We start from the raw sequence: 14,079 nt of genomic DNA, 5'->3' as shown, positions 1-14,079 counted from the left end.
TATACTAATATGGCCTATCCGCAAATATTTCTTCTGCTGATCTTTCATCGGCCGCAATAACATCGGCATATTTTTTGACTACTTTTGATAAATATTCGAGTGATTTTTGATTTCTAATTTCATACCAGAATTCATCGCTATCACTGTTATGTTTATCCATTGAAATTAAAGGAATACATTCATAGACTTTTTGTAAACGCTTCGCTATTTCATTTTGTTCTGGGAAACATTCATATTTCCATATTTCCTTATTGTTCTGATATTCACAGTTTTCCCAGTACAAAAACATATAGCACATATGATCTTCTTTTTTCGTTTTTCGACCCCTTATAACAGTAAGATTATTCTTTGTATTACCTATTACAATATACCGATAACCACTATCATCCATCACATTAATTTCGCCAAAAAAATTATCCGTTTCTTTAATGCCGAGAATTGGTCCTATATTCATCTGTGTACACCATGATTTTTCAGAAACATTTTTCGCGACAAGCACAATTAACTCAGCCAATTTTGTAATTCCTAGATACATTATTTACTCCTTTCCGGTTCATGTACCTTACCGATTGCATCTACATAGCATTCGTGGAACACAGTTGTCTTTTTATTATCTTCATCAAATGTATCAATCCATGCGGAGAGTACCCGATAATTTTCACGCCCCTTATTTACGGTATCCATAGCTTCTTTCATCCTGATACAGCTGTCTGTCATAGCACATAACCACGGCTGGCTGTTTTCGCTATCTTGTATTAAAAGGGAAACCCAGTATAATTTCATAAATATCCTTCCTTTCTCCATTTATCTTTTGATATTTTTAATATGTCAGAAAATGACAAAAGAAATCCGCCGTTTCATAAGGATACGACGGATTATTTTTTATGAACAATTAAGAAAGCTGAGATCCAAATTTTTGATTTCTGCATCATATCCGTTGTTTGTTTTCTGGATTATAACATCTTTATTTAACGAATTAACCGAAGTATTATATCGCATTCTTTCGACAAAAGGCAGATATAAAGTATTTGCAATATTATACATATTAGAGTTCTGCAAATATCTCTACCCCGTACTTTTCCTTAACTTCCTTCAATGTCATATTATTCAAATCAGAAGCCAAAGAAAGCTCACTTTCCGTATAAACCCATTCCTGCTCTACACCATTGGGCGTTCCAGGAAATTTTACAGTTGCGTAAGCAATTCCCTTTTTCGTTAACAATTCAGTTACTTCACCGAAGAAACTTTTATGATAACGCTGACGACCGAATTTCTTTTCATATTCCAGATCCAGATTGGATACAAATACTTTATCGTGTAATTTAAACTTGTTAAGCATTTCCTTATTTTTCTCCTATTCTCATTTATATAAAAATATTATGACAGAAAATCGTTTTAAATTTATTATAAGCAAAAACGACGCTGCTAAAAAACAACGCCGTTTTCGAGTACAAATGTTGTTGGGGGAATTAGAAATAGAGTACTATTTCATTATTAATATGACAGATTTTTTCGAAAAACACACTAATTCTGAAAAAAGAATTTTGTTCCTGTGCTTTCCTCAATGCAATCCTGGATTTTTTCTTTTGAGAGTTTAAAACCGCCGGCGCCTTTATGGCCGCCTCCACCAAATGTTTTTACAATCTTGCCTACGTTAATATTTTCCTTATCACTACGGATAGAAATACCGGTTCCATAATTGATAATAAACAAATCAATTTCTGGATAAGTTTCCCTCATGTAATCGAAGATATCGAAAATATATTTAGACTCTTCAATATATGCAATGCTATATTCTTTTATCTCAGAAGTATTATACGGAATATCCCAAAAACCAAAGCGTATATTGGTCGCTATACGCCTTACATGTTCGGCTCTTTTCTTTTTTTCAATTGCAAGAAGCCTCTTATCAAAATCATTCCATTCATTACTACGATAATCTGCAATTTTGCTCAGCATACTTTTAACGAATTCATCGTTACCGTATGCAGAAAATAGTAAATTATAGTCATTGAATATTTGCTTTCCACTTAAACACGTTTTCCAATCCCTTGTATCATACGCAGAAATAAAACATGCAATCTGATGCAAAACATTTCTGGAATATACATCAAGCTTAAAATTACAATATTCCATATAATCAAGCAGCAAAGATGTCCCTGAAGAATGTTTAACAGAATTTTTTGCAGCATTTTGATAAAACCAGTTTAAAAACGAATCATGAGGCTTTTCCGAACAACTTACACCCCACTCATACTGATTAATATACAAGCTTGTGAGGTGATGATCCAGCATGATAAATTTTTCAATATTAGCCAAAGAGTTAATAAATTCTGAATCATATTCGCTTGTAGAAATATCGCATGCAATAACCATGTCGTATTTATCTACAATATCATCCAGTAAGATTTTATATATCTGCTGGCTCATGCTCCCGTTATCAAAGTGCCTAACAGACACCTGCCCTTCTGGAAGCAATGCTTTTAATACAATTTCAGCTCCGGCTCCGTCCATGTCATCATGTGTAAGCAGTAAAACACGATCTGTTTCTTTTATTTTCCTAAGCTTTTCAAAAAGTTCTTTTCTTGTTTTCATAAATTCGCTTAACACGGACACCCGTGACTTTAGTCGTGGGAGGAGTGCGGTTAAGCACAGCCCTGGGTGTCCATTACTCTCCTTTCACATTACATCCAAATTTCCTTCCATTCTTCTTCATATACTCCATATTTTCTACAAAATTCATCAAATTCTGCTTCTGATATCTGGTCTAAAGCTTCATCCATCCTACGATCAATAACGTCTTTATTTTCTTTTGGATCGATTTCATATCCCAAAAAATCTTGGATAGATTCCAATCCTTTATCAAATAAGGTTTGTTTTAATACTTCTGCAGTAATACTATTCATTTATTTGTCTCCTTTTATGTCACAAATACATGGTTATGTTAATCATCAAAATCTTTCTCCACTTCTTTTATTTGACACACTTCGCTATTTCCATATTTAAGTACTTCATAATCAGGGGCTTCTACACATTCAAAATCCAAGCTTTCCTTTTGATATTCAGAGGGCGTAATCCAACCACTTCCATGAATACTATTAATATCTCCATTCTCAGAAATCCAAATAACATCATCTACTGAAAAAGTGTGGTCGGAACTTTCCTTTGTTATTCTATATGGTGTCATTGGTTGTAAATTATTAATTACAGTATTATTTTCCAGTCTGGCTGTTCTTTTATACATATCGCATAATTGTTCTGGTGTATAGTTTAGTACATCATCAATACTGCTTATAAGTTCACGCCAATGTTCATAAAGCGAAACATGTTCATCTGTCGATGTATAACAGACATTATGCATATAAACATCGAATTCGTTCAATAACTCCTTTATTTGTTTTTTCTTGACTTCATATTCAGTATTTTGGTTCATCGTATTTTTCAAATTATATTACCTTCCTTTTTTTATTTTGTTTAAACATCCCTAGTCTAAAGATTAGTGTATAAACAGAAGCCACATCCCTTTATGAGATGTGGTGATTTACTTCACAAATGTTTCCGGCATTTCAAGGCTCAATCCGTTACTTTTTAAATCTGCATAGTCTTCGAAACCATATTTCCTGCTTTCAATATCAAGATAGTCCTCTAAAGGAATATCTCCTATATTTGTTTTAACATATCTTTGCTTTTCCATATTAATTCTCTCCTTTTTTCTTTGATAATATTAATATGTCAGATTATTAACTATAAAAACTCCCGGTATAATATCCGGGAGTTTCAATCTAATTTTTCCAGTAGCAATACACACACCCATTAGTGCACGGATGTTTGTAAGACAACAATTCCTTTTTACATGATAAACAATGACATCCTTTTCGATTCTGTGGATTTTCTTTCATATCCTGAATCATAGTTTTGTCAAAACCTAGAATTTCCAAATCCTTTTCGGATATGCAGCCTCTTTCTTCTATAAATGAACCGCATCCGATTTCTTTTGCGATTTTAACAAGTTTTGATTCTGCGCATGTCTCAAAAGTAAGTCCATTAAAGCCAAATAATTCCTCACATTCTTTTAATTGTTCCGCTACATATTTTAATTGTTCATCACTTGCCTGAAATGAATTTCCATAAATGGGTGTCCATCCATGGTTACGAAAACGTTCTTTTACATGAGGATACTCATCTAAAATTGAGATTCTGCATCTTTGGATTCTCGGATCTCTTCCAAATAATACACAGCGGACCGCCCGCATACCATTAACTGTTGGAAAAATAGGATCAATGCGAAGAACAATTTGTTCTGCTGGGAATCCGTCATCGAGCAACATTTTTATCATTGTGAGCTAGGTTGTAAAATTAGGAACATTGGGTTCCAGTTCTGTTCCGCCATATCCCGTACATGTAGCATGGACGATAATTTTATAACCTTCCTGATGAAGTTTCAGTACTTTTTCCAAGAATTTTTGTGTAATACATTTTGTGATAAGAACAGCAGCATCGACTTCGTGATTTCTGATGGGATCTTCCCAAGAAAAATCGACTCCGGCATCTCCTCTTTCTGTAATTCCTATAAGCATATTTTCTCCTTCTTTCTTCATTGATATATTTAATATGACAGATTATAAATATAAAAAGTTTCCGGCATAATACCGGAAGCTTTCATTTTCTCCTTTACAAGTACCATAGCAGAAAGCCTCCCGTCTTTAGACTGTGAGGATGAATACGTTTTCTTTTTTATTGCAAAACAATAGAAAATTTGCTATAATTCTATTATGAAAAACGAATATAATACATCAGAACATTTAGTTTATCTATGCAGATACCATGTAATCTTTTGTCCCAAATACCGTCGCAAGATATTTGTAGATGGCATTGATGTGCGCACAAAAGAAATATTTCTCGAAACTGCTAAATCCCACCAGTTTGAAATTATGGAAATGGAAGTTATGCCGGACCATGTCCATCTACTGATCAGCTGTAATCCACGCTACGGCATTATGCAATGTGTCACGGATCTTAAAAGAGACAGTTCCTATAAACTGATCCGAGAATTTCCATCCATCAGAAAACGCATTCCGTGCCTATGGACGCGAAGCGCATTTATTGCCACGGTCGGCAGCGTATCTCTTGAAACCGTAAAGCAGTATATTGAATCCCAGAAAGGAAAGTAATTGACGGAATCATACGTTTTGACATTAAAACTGAATACTTCTCCTGAGCAGGATCAGTGGCTTGCGCATGTTTTCTGGTGTGGACAGCAGATCTATAACGTCCTTGTGCGACACTGCAGGAAACAGCTTCGGAAGTTGATACTTGATCCGGAGTATCGTGAACTACTTGCAACCCGCAGAAAAGATAATCTTTCCAAGAAAGATAAGAACCGCATCAATCAGGGGCTTGCCAATATCCGCCGAGGTTATGGGCTCAGTGAATACCAGCTGCATGCGTATATTTCCGTGCAGCAGCACCGGTATCAGAAGTACATTGATTCCATGACAGCCCAGAAGATTGCTTCTTCCGTATGGCGTTCTGTAGAGAAGTATCTGTTTGATAATGGAAAATGTATTCATTTCAGGAAATACGATGATTTTGATTCCCTGGAAGGCAAATCCAATACTTCTGGCATGCGGTTTAAGGACGGCCGGCTTCATTGGCATTGGCAGGTGATCCAGCCGCAGATCCGGACGGATTATGACCGGGAGGCTTTGAGATCCCACGTAAAGTACTGCCGTATCCGGAGGAAACCTATGGGTACGAAATACCACTACTATTTACAGCTGATCCTGGAAGGAAGACCTCCGGTGAAGCATTCGGCTGGTCACGGGACTGCCGGGCTGGATATCGGAACTTCCACGGCGGCTGTCGTGACCGAGGATTCCTGTCTGTTGACAGTGCTCGGTTCCGATGCAAAAGACTGTTCCTCGCAGATCAGGCGGATACAGAGAGCCATGGACCGGAGCATGTGTGCCACAAATCCCGGCAACTTCCTTCCAGATGGCACTGTCCGTAAGGGTGCACAGAAATGGATCCGTTCGAAGCATTACAAGAGACTTCAGTTTCGTAAGAAGTCTCTGGAGCGCCGGAATGCCGATGCGGTAAATGCCAGCCACCACCGGCTTGCGAATGAAATTGCCTCGAAGGCAGATACCGTGTACGTGGAAAAGATGTTTTTCCATGGTCTTGCACGGAGATCGAAGTCTGCCACGAAGAAAGCCGATGGCCGGTTCCGGAGCAGGAAGCGGTTCGGAAAGTCCATAGGCAACCACGCACCGGCGGCATTCCTAAAAATTCTGGAAAGCCGGCTTGCTTCTAGCGGCGGGGAGTTAATTAAGATCGATACCGTAAGCTTCCGTGCCAGCCAGTACAATCATGTAACGGATGACTACGTCCGGAAGAAGCTTTCCTGCCGGGGAAGTTTCATTGGCAGTCACTACGTACAGAGAGATCTGTATTCGGCGTTCCTGCTAAAGAACAGCAACGATACCGGTACGGCTGCCGACAGACAGAAATGTATCGACACCTTCCCTATGTTCCTGATAACACATGATGCCTGCATGGATATATTTCTTGCAGAGAATAAGAAATATCCTTCGAGCTTCGGTCTCCGGAGCTACGAACGCTATAAATGCAACTGTTGATCATACAAACGGGTTCGACAGGATCCGGCCGCGTAAAGCACTCATCGGAGTGTTTGCGGCGAAAATCCAGTCAGTGTACCACAGCTATAACAGACATGGTTCTGCATAAAGAAATCCGGTCCCCTGATCATAATGATCAGAAAACCGGATTCATGTAAGAGTCGTTAAGTGATGCTGTTAAGTATTTGGAACCTGCCAGTCTTTAGACTGTGCAGAGCTGTCAGACATTGCTGATTATAATTATATTTTACTGCAAACCGACAACTTTATCATATCCAATGAGTCCCGCATTCACCATCATCCAGGCGATAAATACATATGCAGTAGTTACACTGGTTCCAAATGCTGCATTAATGCTGCTCATTACCCATACACTGATAATTAAACTAAGTACTGCAATAACAACAATAGCTACATTTTTATTAATTTTGGTCATGATCTAAACCTCCATATATACTAATTTTCTACTTTTGCTTCGCTTAACAGGCCAGTAAGTTCATCTGTGCAAATTTCTTCCAGCCAATCGATAGCCTCTTCAAGATTATTTACTGCTTCTTCCGCAGCGGCATATTTCTCGGATCCCTGAAGATTTTCCGGAATATTATCCATGTACTCTTCTTCCTCATCCTTGATAGCCTCAATTTCCTCTTTCAATTCATCGATGCTAAGCTGCAACGCTTCTGCCTGAAGAATAATTTCGTCGATTCTCTTTCTTCGTGTTTTGTTCATTTATTTCCTCCTGAATCTGAATTATCCATAATTCAGCCATATTAACTACCCGTTCAAAATTTCTTTCAAAAGCATTGTATGACATATATCACTTTCTCTGCTTATTAATTCACTCCTAAAATAAATTCGATTCCTTTTGTTAACACTGGGCTGAAAATAATTGCAGTTTCAACAACAATAATTGCTACAAGACATGTGTTAATAATTTTATATTTATCCATACCATATTCCTCCATCTATCTTTGATATAATTATTATGCAAGAAAAAAGATCACGATTTCCGCGACCTTTTTAATTTTGTTTCCTTTTTCTTCCAATCATCCATGGCTTCATAAATTACATCGTTATCAGTGATAGAATTTGTTGGATATGCCGTTTTAATATAAAACGCGCGACCAATGCTATCTCCTTTTACTAAAACCACTCTGAGCCTATGTAATGGAATTTTATTGCTAAAATCGGTATTCTTTGCGATACCTTCTCCAACAGCTTCTCGAAAATTTCCTTGTATCTCCAAATATGGAACATCGAGTGTCTTTCTCCACTGTTCTATTGCCATTTTGTTTTTATTAAGAAGCATATAGATAGCTTTTCTTGCCTGCTCTGCCGAAAAGAATCTGCTTGCTAAAACAATTTCGTTACCTTGTGCTTTTCTCATCCATTTGAGTTTTAATAACAAGTCTCGGTCCGAAATAACATGCTCAAATAAACAATGGCCTTTCAATTCGTGAGATGCATTAAAAATTAATGGGTCAAGTATTTCTTGAATTTCTTTTTCGATATTATACATCGTATGTCCTTTCTACCCTCTGTGGGCAACAAAAAAAGGCTGATGCATAATCGCATCAGCCTACAAATTGAAATTTTCTATTTTCCTAATACAACAAAAGCTCCTCCGTCCGGCATTATTGCCTGAACAAAAAGCGGATCATTTGCTTCCTCTTTAGTAAGATGGCACATTCCTGTTTCCTGAGTCAGCTTTTCGCAGCGGGCCCGAAGAACGACTTTATGAAATCTCTCGCCGCTCATGGGTACAACTACATACTGCTGTCCGGATTCGTCTCTTTTAGTTTTGTAAGGAATGCCCTGCCTCTTGAGAACAAGGAAAATATAATTTCGCAACTCATTACTGATGCGGTATTCTTTCATTGTTATTCCTCCTGTTTTCTATATATCTTTATTATGATAGAAAAAATATAATAAAAATATCCCGAATACATAAAGTACCCGGGATATTTAACTGCCCCTCTGTGGGGTCTTATACGGTGTGCTCCCTCTGTGGGTCTTCATCTACCGTTAATTGCATTATAATACAGATTAATTTATAATGCAAACTTCTACACAAAAATTTTTGCTATATTTCACAGATACCCGTCACGAAGATATTTGCCTTAAAAATCTCCTATCGTGAACCGTTCGGCTACAAGTAACCGAGTAGTTCACACAATAAATACGCCGACAACGTCATTTAATTTACCGACTATCTTTTTAACATCCCGCATCTGTTCATCAATAGCGGAAATCTGTGCTGTCATCTCAGTGATTGTTGCCGTTGTTTCTTCCGTAGATGCGGCGTTTTCTTCGGAAATAGCAGACAAAGATTCTGTGCTTTCCATGATTGCCTCTTTACTGGTGTTAATTTCATTCATTTTAGAAGCAATCTCATTGATTTCCCCGGATACATCGTTAATACTCTTTACAACCTTTTCAAAATCAATATGCATATCTTTAAGAACGTTTTCTTCTTTAAAGACGGCCTCTTTAATTGCTCCTGCGGAAGCTGTGCTCCGTTCGGAAATAGCAATAATGTTTTCGATAATTTCTTTGATTTCCTTAGCGGATCCATTGGACTGTTCTGCCAGATTTTTAATTTCTCCTGCCACTACTGCGAACCCTCGGCCGGCTTCGCCCGCTCTTGCTGCTTCAATAGACGCATTCAAGGAAAGCAAATTTGTTTGTTCGGCAATGGATGCAATAATCGTAGCTGCTTCACTAATCTTTTGAACAGCAGAATTTGTTTCCATAACGCTACCCGCTACTTCTTCCGCTGCCGTATTCGTTACTTTATTTGCATTTAACAAAGATTCCAATGTATTCATGGTTGTATCGGAAATCATTTTAATCTGATCGGATGCCGCTTCAACACTAATAACCAGATCATTTGTCGCTGAGATAGTTTCGCCAACAGACACCATCTGTGTATTGATATTCTGTGCATGATTAGCCAGATCCATGGCTCCGTTAGATATTTCATTTACAGCAATATTTACATTCTCAGCAGCGCTGTTACATAAATTGATTGCATCATTCACCCGATCCGTATCCCGTAATAGATTCTTAGAGGATTTATCTACGTTCGAAATACTATTGGACATATTCTCTTTTAGATTTATTGCTGCATCAATGAGCTGGTTCGTTTCCTTTAAAATAGAATGAATCTTTATATCTGCAGTAAAATCTCCTTTTGCAAAATTCGCAAGTATATCTACTGTCTTCTGTAACGGTTTGCAGATAGCTCTGGCAGAAAATAATGCAATAATAATCCAAAAGATTACTGAAGAAGCATATACCATCATTGAATTCTGTGTGATTTTACTGATTCCACTTAAGACATCTGATTCATCCGCCGTGATTACTGCTATATATTCTTCATTAATTCCTACCCAATAAGCGGCATATTTAAGGGTCCCGTTAAATTCATATTCAATGATATCGGATTCTGGATGTTTCCCGTTCTTAATTTGAGAAATTAACGTTTTTACTGCTTCATTTTCTACTGATTTACCAACTTTTTCTTTTGTTGGATGGTAAAGCATCGTAGCAGTATGTCCATCAACAATATATAGATATGATGAAGCGACATCTGTGATTGTATAAGCGGGAGCCTCTGCAGCTAATGTATCATATGATAGCGTCTGATCGGTCCCTTTGAATATAGCTGAATCTATATTTCTTCCACACTGTTTTACAGTGGAAAGCATATAATTCTTTGCAAGGTTTTTAATTTCCCTTGATGTGGCTCTTGTTGAGACATTTGTTACATTGATCAAAACCACAATAAGTGGTAAGGTTACCGCCAAAAATAATACACGGTACATCGAAAAAATATTTTTCTTTTTAGGTTGCATCTTAATTCCTCCATTTGCTTGTAATTTTTTCTATTTTCGTTAATGTATCTAACAATTTTTTTGATTTCTGATTCTAATGTCGGCGGCGGATCTTTCTTTTTGAAGAAAAACATATTAATTTAACTCCTTCCATTTTAGATAATTTTAGGGCTTTTATTTCTTTCTTTTGTTACATCTGATATATATGATGTCATACAGAAAAATAACGGCAGCATTCGCGATACTTCATCTGCTGATAATATTATAAACGACTCGCCCGTTTCCTTATTACAATTAGCCGGCTTTTTAAGAATATCAGATGCATTTAATAAAGTTTCCGCTGATATGCAGATATTTCCACTTTTAGTTACTGTGTTACAGGTATTACGGATCCCATCACGATATCCTTTTAATTCTTTCATAGAACGAAAGGTTATTTTTATGAACGGTTCCTTGTTTTTAGATATCTTCTTAATGTGCATGTTTTTCTATCCTTTACTTTTTTCTATATTTAATATGACAGATTTTGTGCACACATATAGAAAAAGCGCTGCTACTTGCAACGCTTTTTTCGTTCTTTCCTTGGAATTTCAATAATTTTCTCGTCAATTAACCAATTAATCTGTTTCAGTAGTTTTTCCTGCAACTGAAGATCCCATTCATTCTCGATTTCCGCAGGATCAAAAAACTTTTTGAAAGTATATGATGCCATATCTTCGTAAGCATAACAGTGAAGCCTCACACGACTAAAGGCGCGTGTTTCCCATAAATGTACTTTTGTACACGTAGTCTCTTTAGAAGACGGGAACTTCGTTTCTATGATACAGCCCAAACTCAGATACTTATGCCGCCATGGACACAAGCTCCGCATTCAGGTTAATTAACACAGATAACGTGCAGGTGCTTCTCATGGCAGCCTGAGGGACTTTTGCCTCAAGCGCCAACCTTACCTTCACAGGCACGGATTTTAAGATTTCTCTTATGTAATACCTCGCTCCTATGTTATAGGAAGCATTCAGGTCACAGTTATAAACCTTCCCGGTCCGGAACTGGCAGACACTGTAAGATTCCAGATCTGCTTCCCGGCCACGCAGTACTCTTCCGGATCCATCAAAGGCCAGCCGGCTGGTTCCCCATGCACAGATATGACTGACATGCATGCCGAGCCGGTGGGCTTTATGCTCTACCATGGACTGTACATACTGGCTGCGCCACAAATGCAGTTTCTGCTTTCCGGAACCGCGTTTCTTTCCTTTACGGTCCAGATGTTCAAAGACGATGGTATCAACATTATAGAGTACTGCGGTATCTATGATGAAACCGGCAGTTTTGACAGCAATATCATCGTTGATACCTTTCGCTATGGCCCAGAGTCTGGGTGTTTTGAAATTACCGTGCTGCTGAGCCTTCCGGATCCGGTTCGTTGCATGCTTCAGAGAGTCGTATTCTCTGGGCAGCTTACAGAAATGCCTGCCCAGGATCGTGCCATCCGGATGCATGATGGAAACCGTAGCTGTGGAATTAATACCAAGGTCAACAGCAGCTATCGTCTGATGAAATATATCTGTATTCGCAAGAACTGTTTCTTCCTCAAAGGGAAAATCCAGATACCATTCATGGCCCCGTTTTCTGAGAGTAGGAGCACATTTCTTACGGAACTGGCATCTACGTGTGATGTAATCAACATCAGACTTACGAAGATCTACTGTGATCCAGTCCCAGGTATTGTGAACATATACTTTGATCCTGGCCTCGTAGGTCCCAGTCTGTTCATACATACCGGTCTTATACAGGCATGGATAAATGAATCCTACTTTCGGAAAAGAAGGCTTCCGGCCCCGAATACCAGTATCAGATGCTTCCCAATTCGCTAGATTACTTTTGTAAGAGGATACTTTACCGATAGCCTCACTGATCGCACTGCGCCTCAGGTAACTGGGAAACTTATAGAATCTTCTGTCAAAACCGGTATACTTCGGGTCAGGATTATCGGCCGTAGCATGACACAGGCGTTCCATGTACTGCTGACGAAGGAGATTTCCCTGGATGCCGGAAACAGTGTCCCATTCTTCCATGCACATACCGATCAGATAATCCACGGCACTGCGGTATATAGCTACAGTGTCTTTGAAAATATGGTTATAATGTTTGATCTTCACACTGTAGGAAGAAAATATCTTCATACCACAATGTCTCCTTTCTGAAAATTACTGGATCTTCTGGTGGTCGATATAAAGCTTGTAGGCCGTTTTACTCACGACTAAAGTCACGAGTGTGCAGCGGCAATTACATCAAGACGTATTTTTCCCGCATATGATTTTGCATCTTTATCATAGAAACCAATCCAGTAGGAATCTATGGAGCCGCCAAAATAACCTTCGCCAACCCCTTCTGATAAACACCATGCGCTTACTACATTATTTCGCCAGAACGGCTTCTGATGAATCCGTTTTTCATCCTAATCACAGCTCTGCAAATGTCCTTTGGCTTAAGATTATACTTATTTTGTACCTTTGGTTTTCTCAAAGCATTTTCCCTTCTGTAACTTTTTGATTATTTTCAAAGAACCCGGTATGATATTCCCGTAGTTCGCGATAATACGAATATCCTTTTTAGCTTTTTCTATAGCCTCCGTCTTATTTTCCGCTTCTATCTCAAATGATTGAGGTTCAGAAAAATAATACTCCGCACAAATTAAATATCTATTCATCGAATCCTCCCGTTAATTTTGGTTCCAGATCATATTTGATTTCATCATATAAATTAGCCAAATCCTTTTTAAGAATTGCACATACAGCTTCGCTTCTTGTCTGCTGCATTGTTTCTCCGGCAATTTCTCTTTTCTGATTTAACTTTTCGATATACTGATCCGACTGCTCTGCCGTAATGACATCCGCTTCGATAAAAGCATTGATATCTTCTTCGGAAAAGCATTTTTCTCCATGAACCAACACATATACCTGATTCACTTTTTCTCTTTCTTTTACAGCCAGCTTTTCATATTTCTCAATAAGCCGAACATATTCTTTTTCCAATACCTTTAATGCATCATATTTTGATTTAGCTTTTGCTTTTTCGATTTTTACCAAATAATCCATCAAATCCTCCTTGTTTTATGCAACGAAATTCGATTTCTGCATTCCGGGAAGCTCTGGCCATGTGATCTGTGGTTCCTGTCTTATCATATTTTCACCATCGAATACATAGCGTTTAAGATTACCCTTATTATCGGCAAACTCCATGTAACTACCACATTCTACAAAAGGGGCAATTAAACAAAGAATTTTTTCAAATGCATAATGGGTTTCTTCTGGATCCGCATGATATTTTAATTCTGATGAGAAATCTTTATAGTCATATACGTAAAACCCAATTTCTTCCATGATTTCATCGAACCGGCAATATGCGAATTCCATTGCCATTTCTTTATCTTCAAAAATTGCTTCCTTTGCATTCACTTTAGACTTTGGTTTAATCCTAACTCGTCCATCTTTATAGATTAACTGACACATAATTTTCCTCCTTCTCTCTTTAGATAAAATTATTATGACAGAAAAAAAGAAATGTATTATTACAATCAAATCTGCCGTATACTCTTATAAAAT

21 protein-coding genes are annotated in these 14,079 nt (G+C 37.8%); 2 read left to right on the top strand and 19 right to left on the bottom strand.

Translation table 11 applies throughout. The features are described 5' to 3' along the window. Positions 1–4: 4 nt before the first annotated feature. The 9 genes from DWZ61_RS04660 to DWZ61_RS04625 form a co-directional block, all read right to left on the bottom strand. A complete protein-coding gene (locus tag DWZ61_RS04660) occupies positions 5–535 on the bottom strand; it encodes a hypothetical protein (RefSeq protein WP_118537595.1) in 531 nt (176 codons plus the stop codon). Next, positions 535–783: a hypothetical protein gene (locus DWZ61_RS04655; RefSeq protein ID WP_118537594.1), complete on the bottom strand. Its 249-nt coding sequence runs from the start codon at positions 781–783 to the stop codon at positions 535–537. The genes DWZ61_RS04660 and DWZ61_RS04655 overlap by 1 nt, the downstream gene beginning before the upstream one ends. Positions 784–1,045: 262 nt before the next feature. Then, positions 1,046–1,339, bottom strand: a complete 294-nt coding sequence (locus DWZ61_RS04650; RefSeq protein WP_118537593.1) for a hypothetical protein — start codon at positions 1,337–1,339, stop codon at positions 1,046–1,048. Between the two features lie 185 nt (positions 1,340–1,524). After that, positions 1,525–2,595 (bottom strand): DHHA1 domain-containing protein, encoded by a 1,071-nt coding sequence (locus tag DWZ61_RS04645; protein WP_118537592.1) that lies wholly within the window; start codon positions 2,593–2,595, stop codon positions 1,525–1,527. A gap of 89 nt (positions 2,596–2,684) precedes the next feature. Next, positions 2,685–2,906: a hypothetical protein gene (locus DWZ61_RS04640; protein WP_118537591.1), complete on the bottom strand. Its 222-nt coding sequence runs from the start codon at positions 2,904–2,906 to the stop codon at positions 2,685–2,687. Between the two features lie 38 nt (positions 2,907–2,944). Further along, entirely contained in the window at positions 2,945–3,445 is a 501-nt protein-coding gene (locus DWZ61_RS04635; protein WP_147354675.1) for a hypothetical protein, read from the bottom strand. Between the two features lie 96 nt (positions 3,446–3,541). Continuing rightward, on the bottom strand, positions 3,542–3,694 hold the full coding sequence (locus DWZ61_RS19615) for a hypothetical protein (protein WP_182426992.1): 153 nt from the start codon (positions 3,692–3,694) through the stop codon (positions 3,542–3,544). An 88-nt stretch (positions 3,695–3,782) separates the two neighbouring features. Further along, positions 3,783–4,328 carry a DUF1848 family protein gene (locus tag DWZ61_RS04630; protein ID WP_182426988.1) on the bottom strand — a complete coding sequence of 182 codons (546 nt, stop codon included), beginning with the start codon at positions 4,326–4,328 and terminating at the stop codon, positions 3,783–3,785. Between the two features lie 15 nt (positions 4,329–4,343). Continuing rightward, a complete protein-coding gene (locus tag DWZ61_RS04625; protein WP_118537588.1) occupies positions 4,344–4,577 on the bottom strand; it encodes a hypothetical protein in 234 nt (77 codons plus the stop codon). 195 nt (positions 4,578–4,772) lie between these two features. Here DWZ61_RS04625 and tnpA point away from each other — a divergent pair, with 195 nt between their 5' ends. Next, on the top strand, positions 4,773–5,171 hold the full coding sequence (tnpA, locus tag DWZ61_RS04620; protein WP_118537587.1) for an IS200/IS605 family transposase: 399 nt from the start codon (positions 4,773–4,775) through the stop codon (positions 5,169–5,171). Continuing rightward, complete coding sequence (locus DWZ61_RS04615) at positions 5,172–6,638, top strand: hypothetical protein (protein WP_118537586.1); 1,467 nt, start codon at positions 5,172–5,174, stop codon at positions 6,636–6,638. It begins immediately after the preceding gene. Between the two features lie 247 nt (positions 6,639–6,885). Here the strand turns inward: DWZ61_RS04615 and DWZ61_RS04610 are convergent, their stop codons facing one another. From DWZ61_RS04610 to DWZ61_RS04565, 10 genes are all read right to left on the bottom strand, one after another. After that, positions 6,886–7,074: a hypothetical protein gene (locus DWZ61_RS04610; RefSeq protein WP_118537585.1), complete on the bottom strand. Its 189-nt coding sequence runs from the start codon at positions 7,072–7,074 to the stop codon at positions 6,886–6,888. A 20-nt stretch (positions 7,075–7,094) separates the two neighbouring features. Continuing rightward, a complete protein-coding gene (locus DWZ61_RS04605) occupies positions 7,095–7,367 on the bottom strand; it encodes a hypothetical protein (RefSeq protein WP_118537584.1) in 273 nt (90 codons plus the stop codon). Between the two features lie 271 nt (positions 7,368–7,638). Beyond that, entirely contained in the window at positions 7,639–8,157 is a 519-nt protein-coding gene (locus DWZ61_RS04600) for an RNase A-like domain-containing protein (RefSeq protein WP_118537583.1), read from the bottom strand. A 77-nt stretch (positions 8,158–8,234) separates the two neighbouring features. After that, positions 8,235–8,516, bottom strand: coding sequence for a hypothetical protein (locus DWZ61_RS04595; protein WP_118537582.1), 282 nt, complete (start codon positions 8,514–8,516; stop codon positions 8,235–8,237). A 290-nt stretch (positions 8,517–8,806) separates the two neighbouring features. After that, complete coding sequence (locus tag DWZ61_RS04590) at positions 8,807–10,495, bottom strand: methyl-accepting chemotaxis protein (protein ID WP_118537581.1); 1,689 nt, start codon at positions 10,493–10,495, stop codon at positions 8,807–8,809. 134 nt (positions 10,496–10,629) lie between these two features. Then, entirely contained in the window at positions 10,630–10,896 is a 267-nt protein-coding gene (locus DWZ61_RS04585) for a hypothetical protein (protein ID WP_147354674.1), read from the bottom strand. 420 nt (positions 10,897–11,316) lie between these two features. Then, complete coding sequence (locus DWZ61_RS04580) at positions 11,317–12,657, bottom strand: IS200/IS605 family element transposase accessory protein TnpB (protein ID WP_118537579.1); 1,341 nt, start codon at positions 12,655–12,657, stop codon at positions 11,317–11,319. A 317-nt stretch (positions 12,658–12,974) separates the two neighbouring features. Then, on the bottom strand, positions 12,975–13,184 hold the full coding sequence (locus DWZ61_RS04575; RefSeq protein ID WP_118537578.1) for a hypothetical protein: 210 nt from the start codon (positions 13,182–13,184) through the stop codon (positions 12,975–12,977). Next, on the bottom strand, positions 13,177–13,572 hold the full coding sequence (locus DWZ61_RS04570) for a hypothetical protein (protein ID WP_118537577.1): 396 nt from the start codon (positions 13,570–13,572) through the stop codon (positions 13,177–13,179). The genes DWZ61_RS04575 and DWZ61_RS04570 overlap by 8 nt, the downstream gene beginning before the upstream one ends. Before the next feature lie 15 nt (positions 13,573–13,587). After that, positions 13,588–13,986, bottom strand: a complete 399-nt coding sequence (locus DWZ61_RS04565; protein ID WP_118537576.1) for a hypothetical protein — start codon at positions 13,984–13,986, stop codon at positions 13,588–13,590. Positions 13,987–14,079: the final 93 nt, after the last annotated feature.

The sequence above is a fragment of the Clostridium sp. AF34-10BH genome (assembly GCF_003478095.1).
Classification (GTDB): Bacteria; Bacillota; Clostridia; order Lachnospirales; family Lachnospiraceae; genus Acetatifactor; species Acetatifactor acetigignens.
This window is presented reverse-complemented; position numbering and strand designations above follow the sequence as displayed.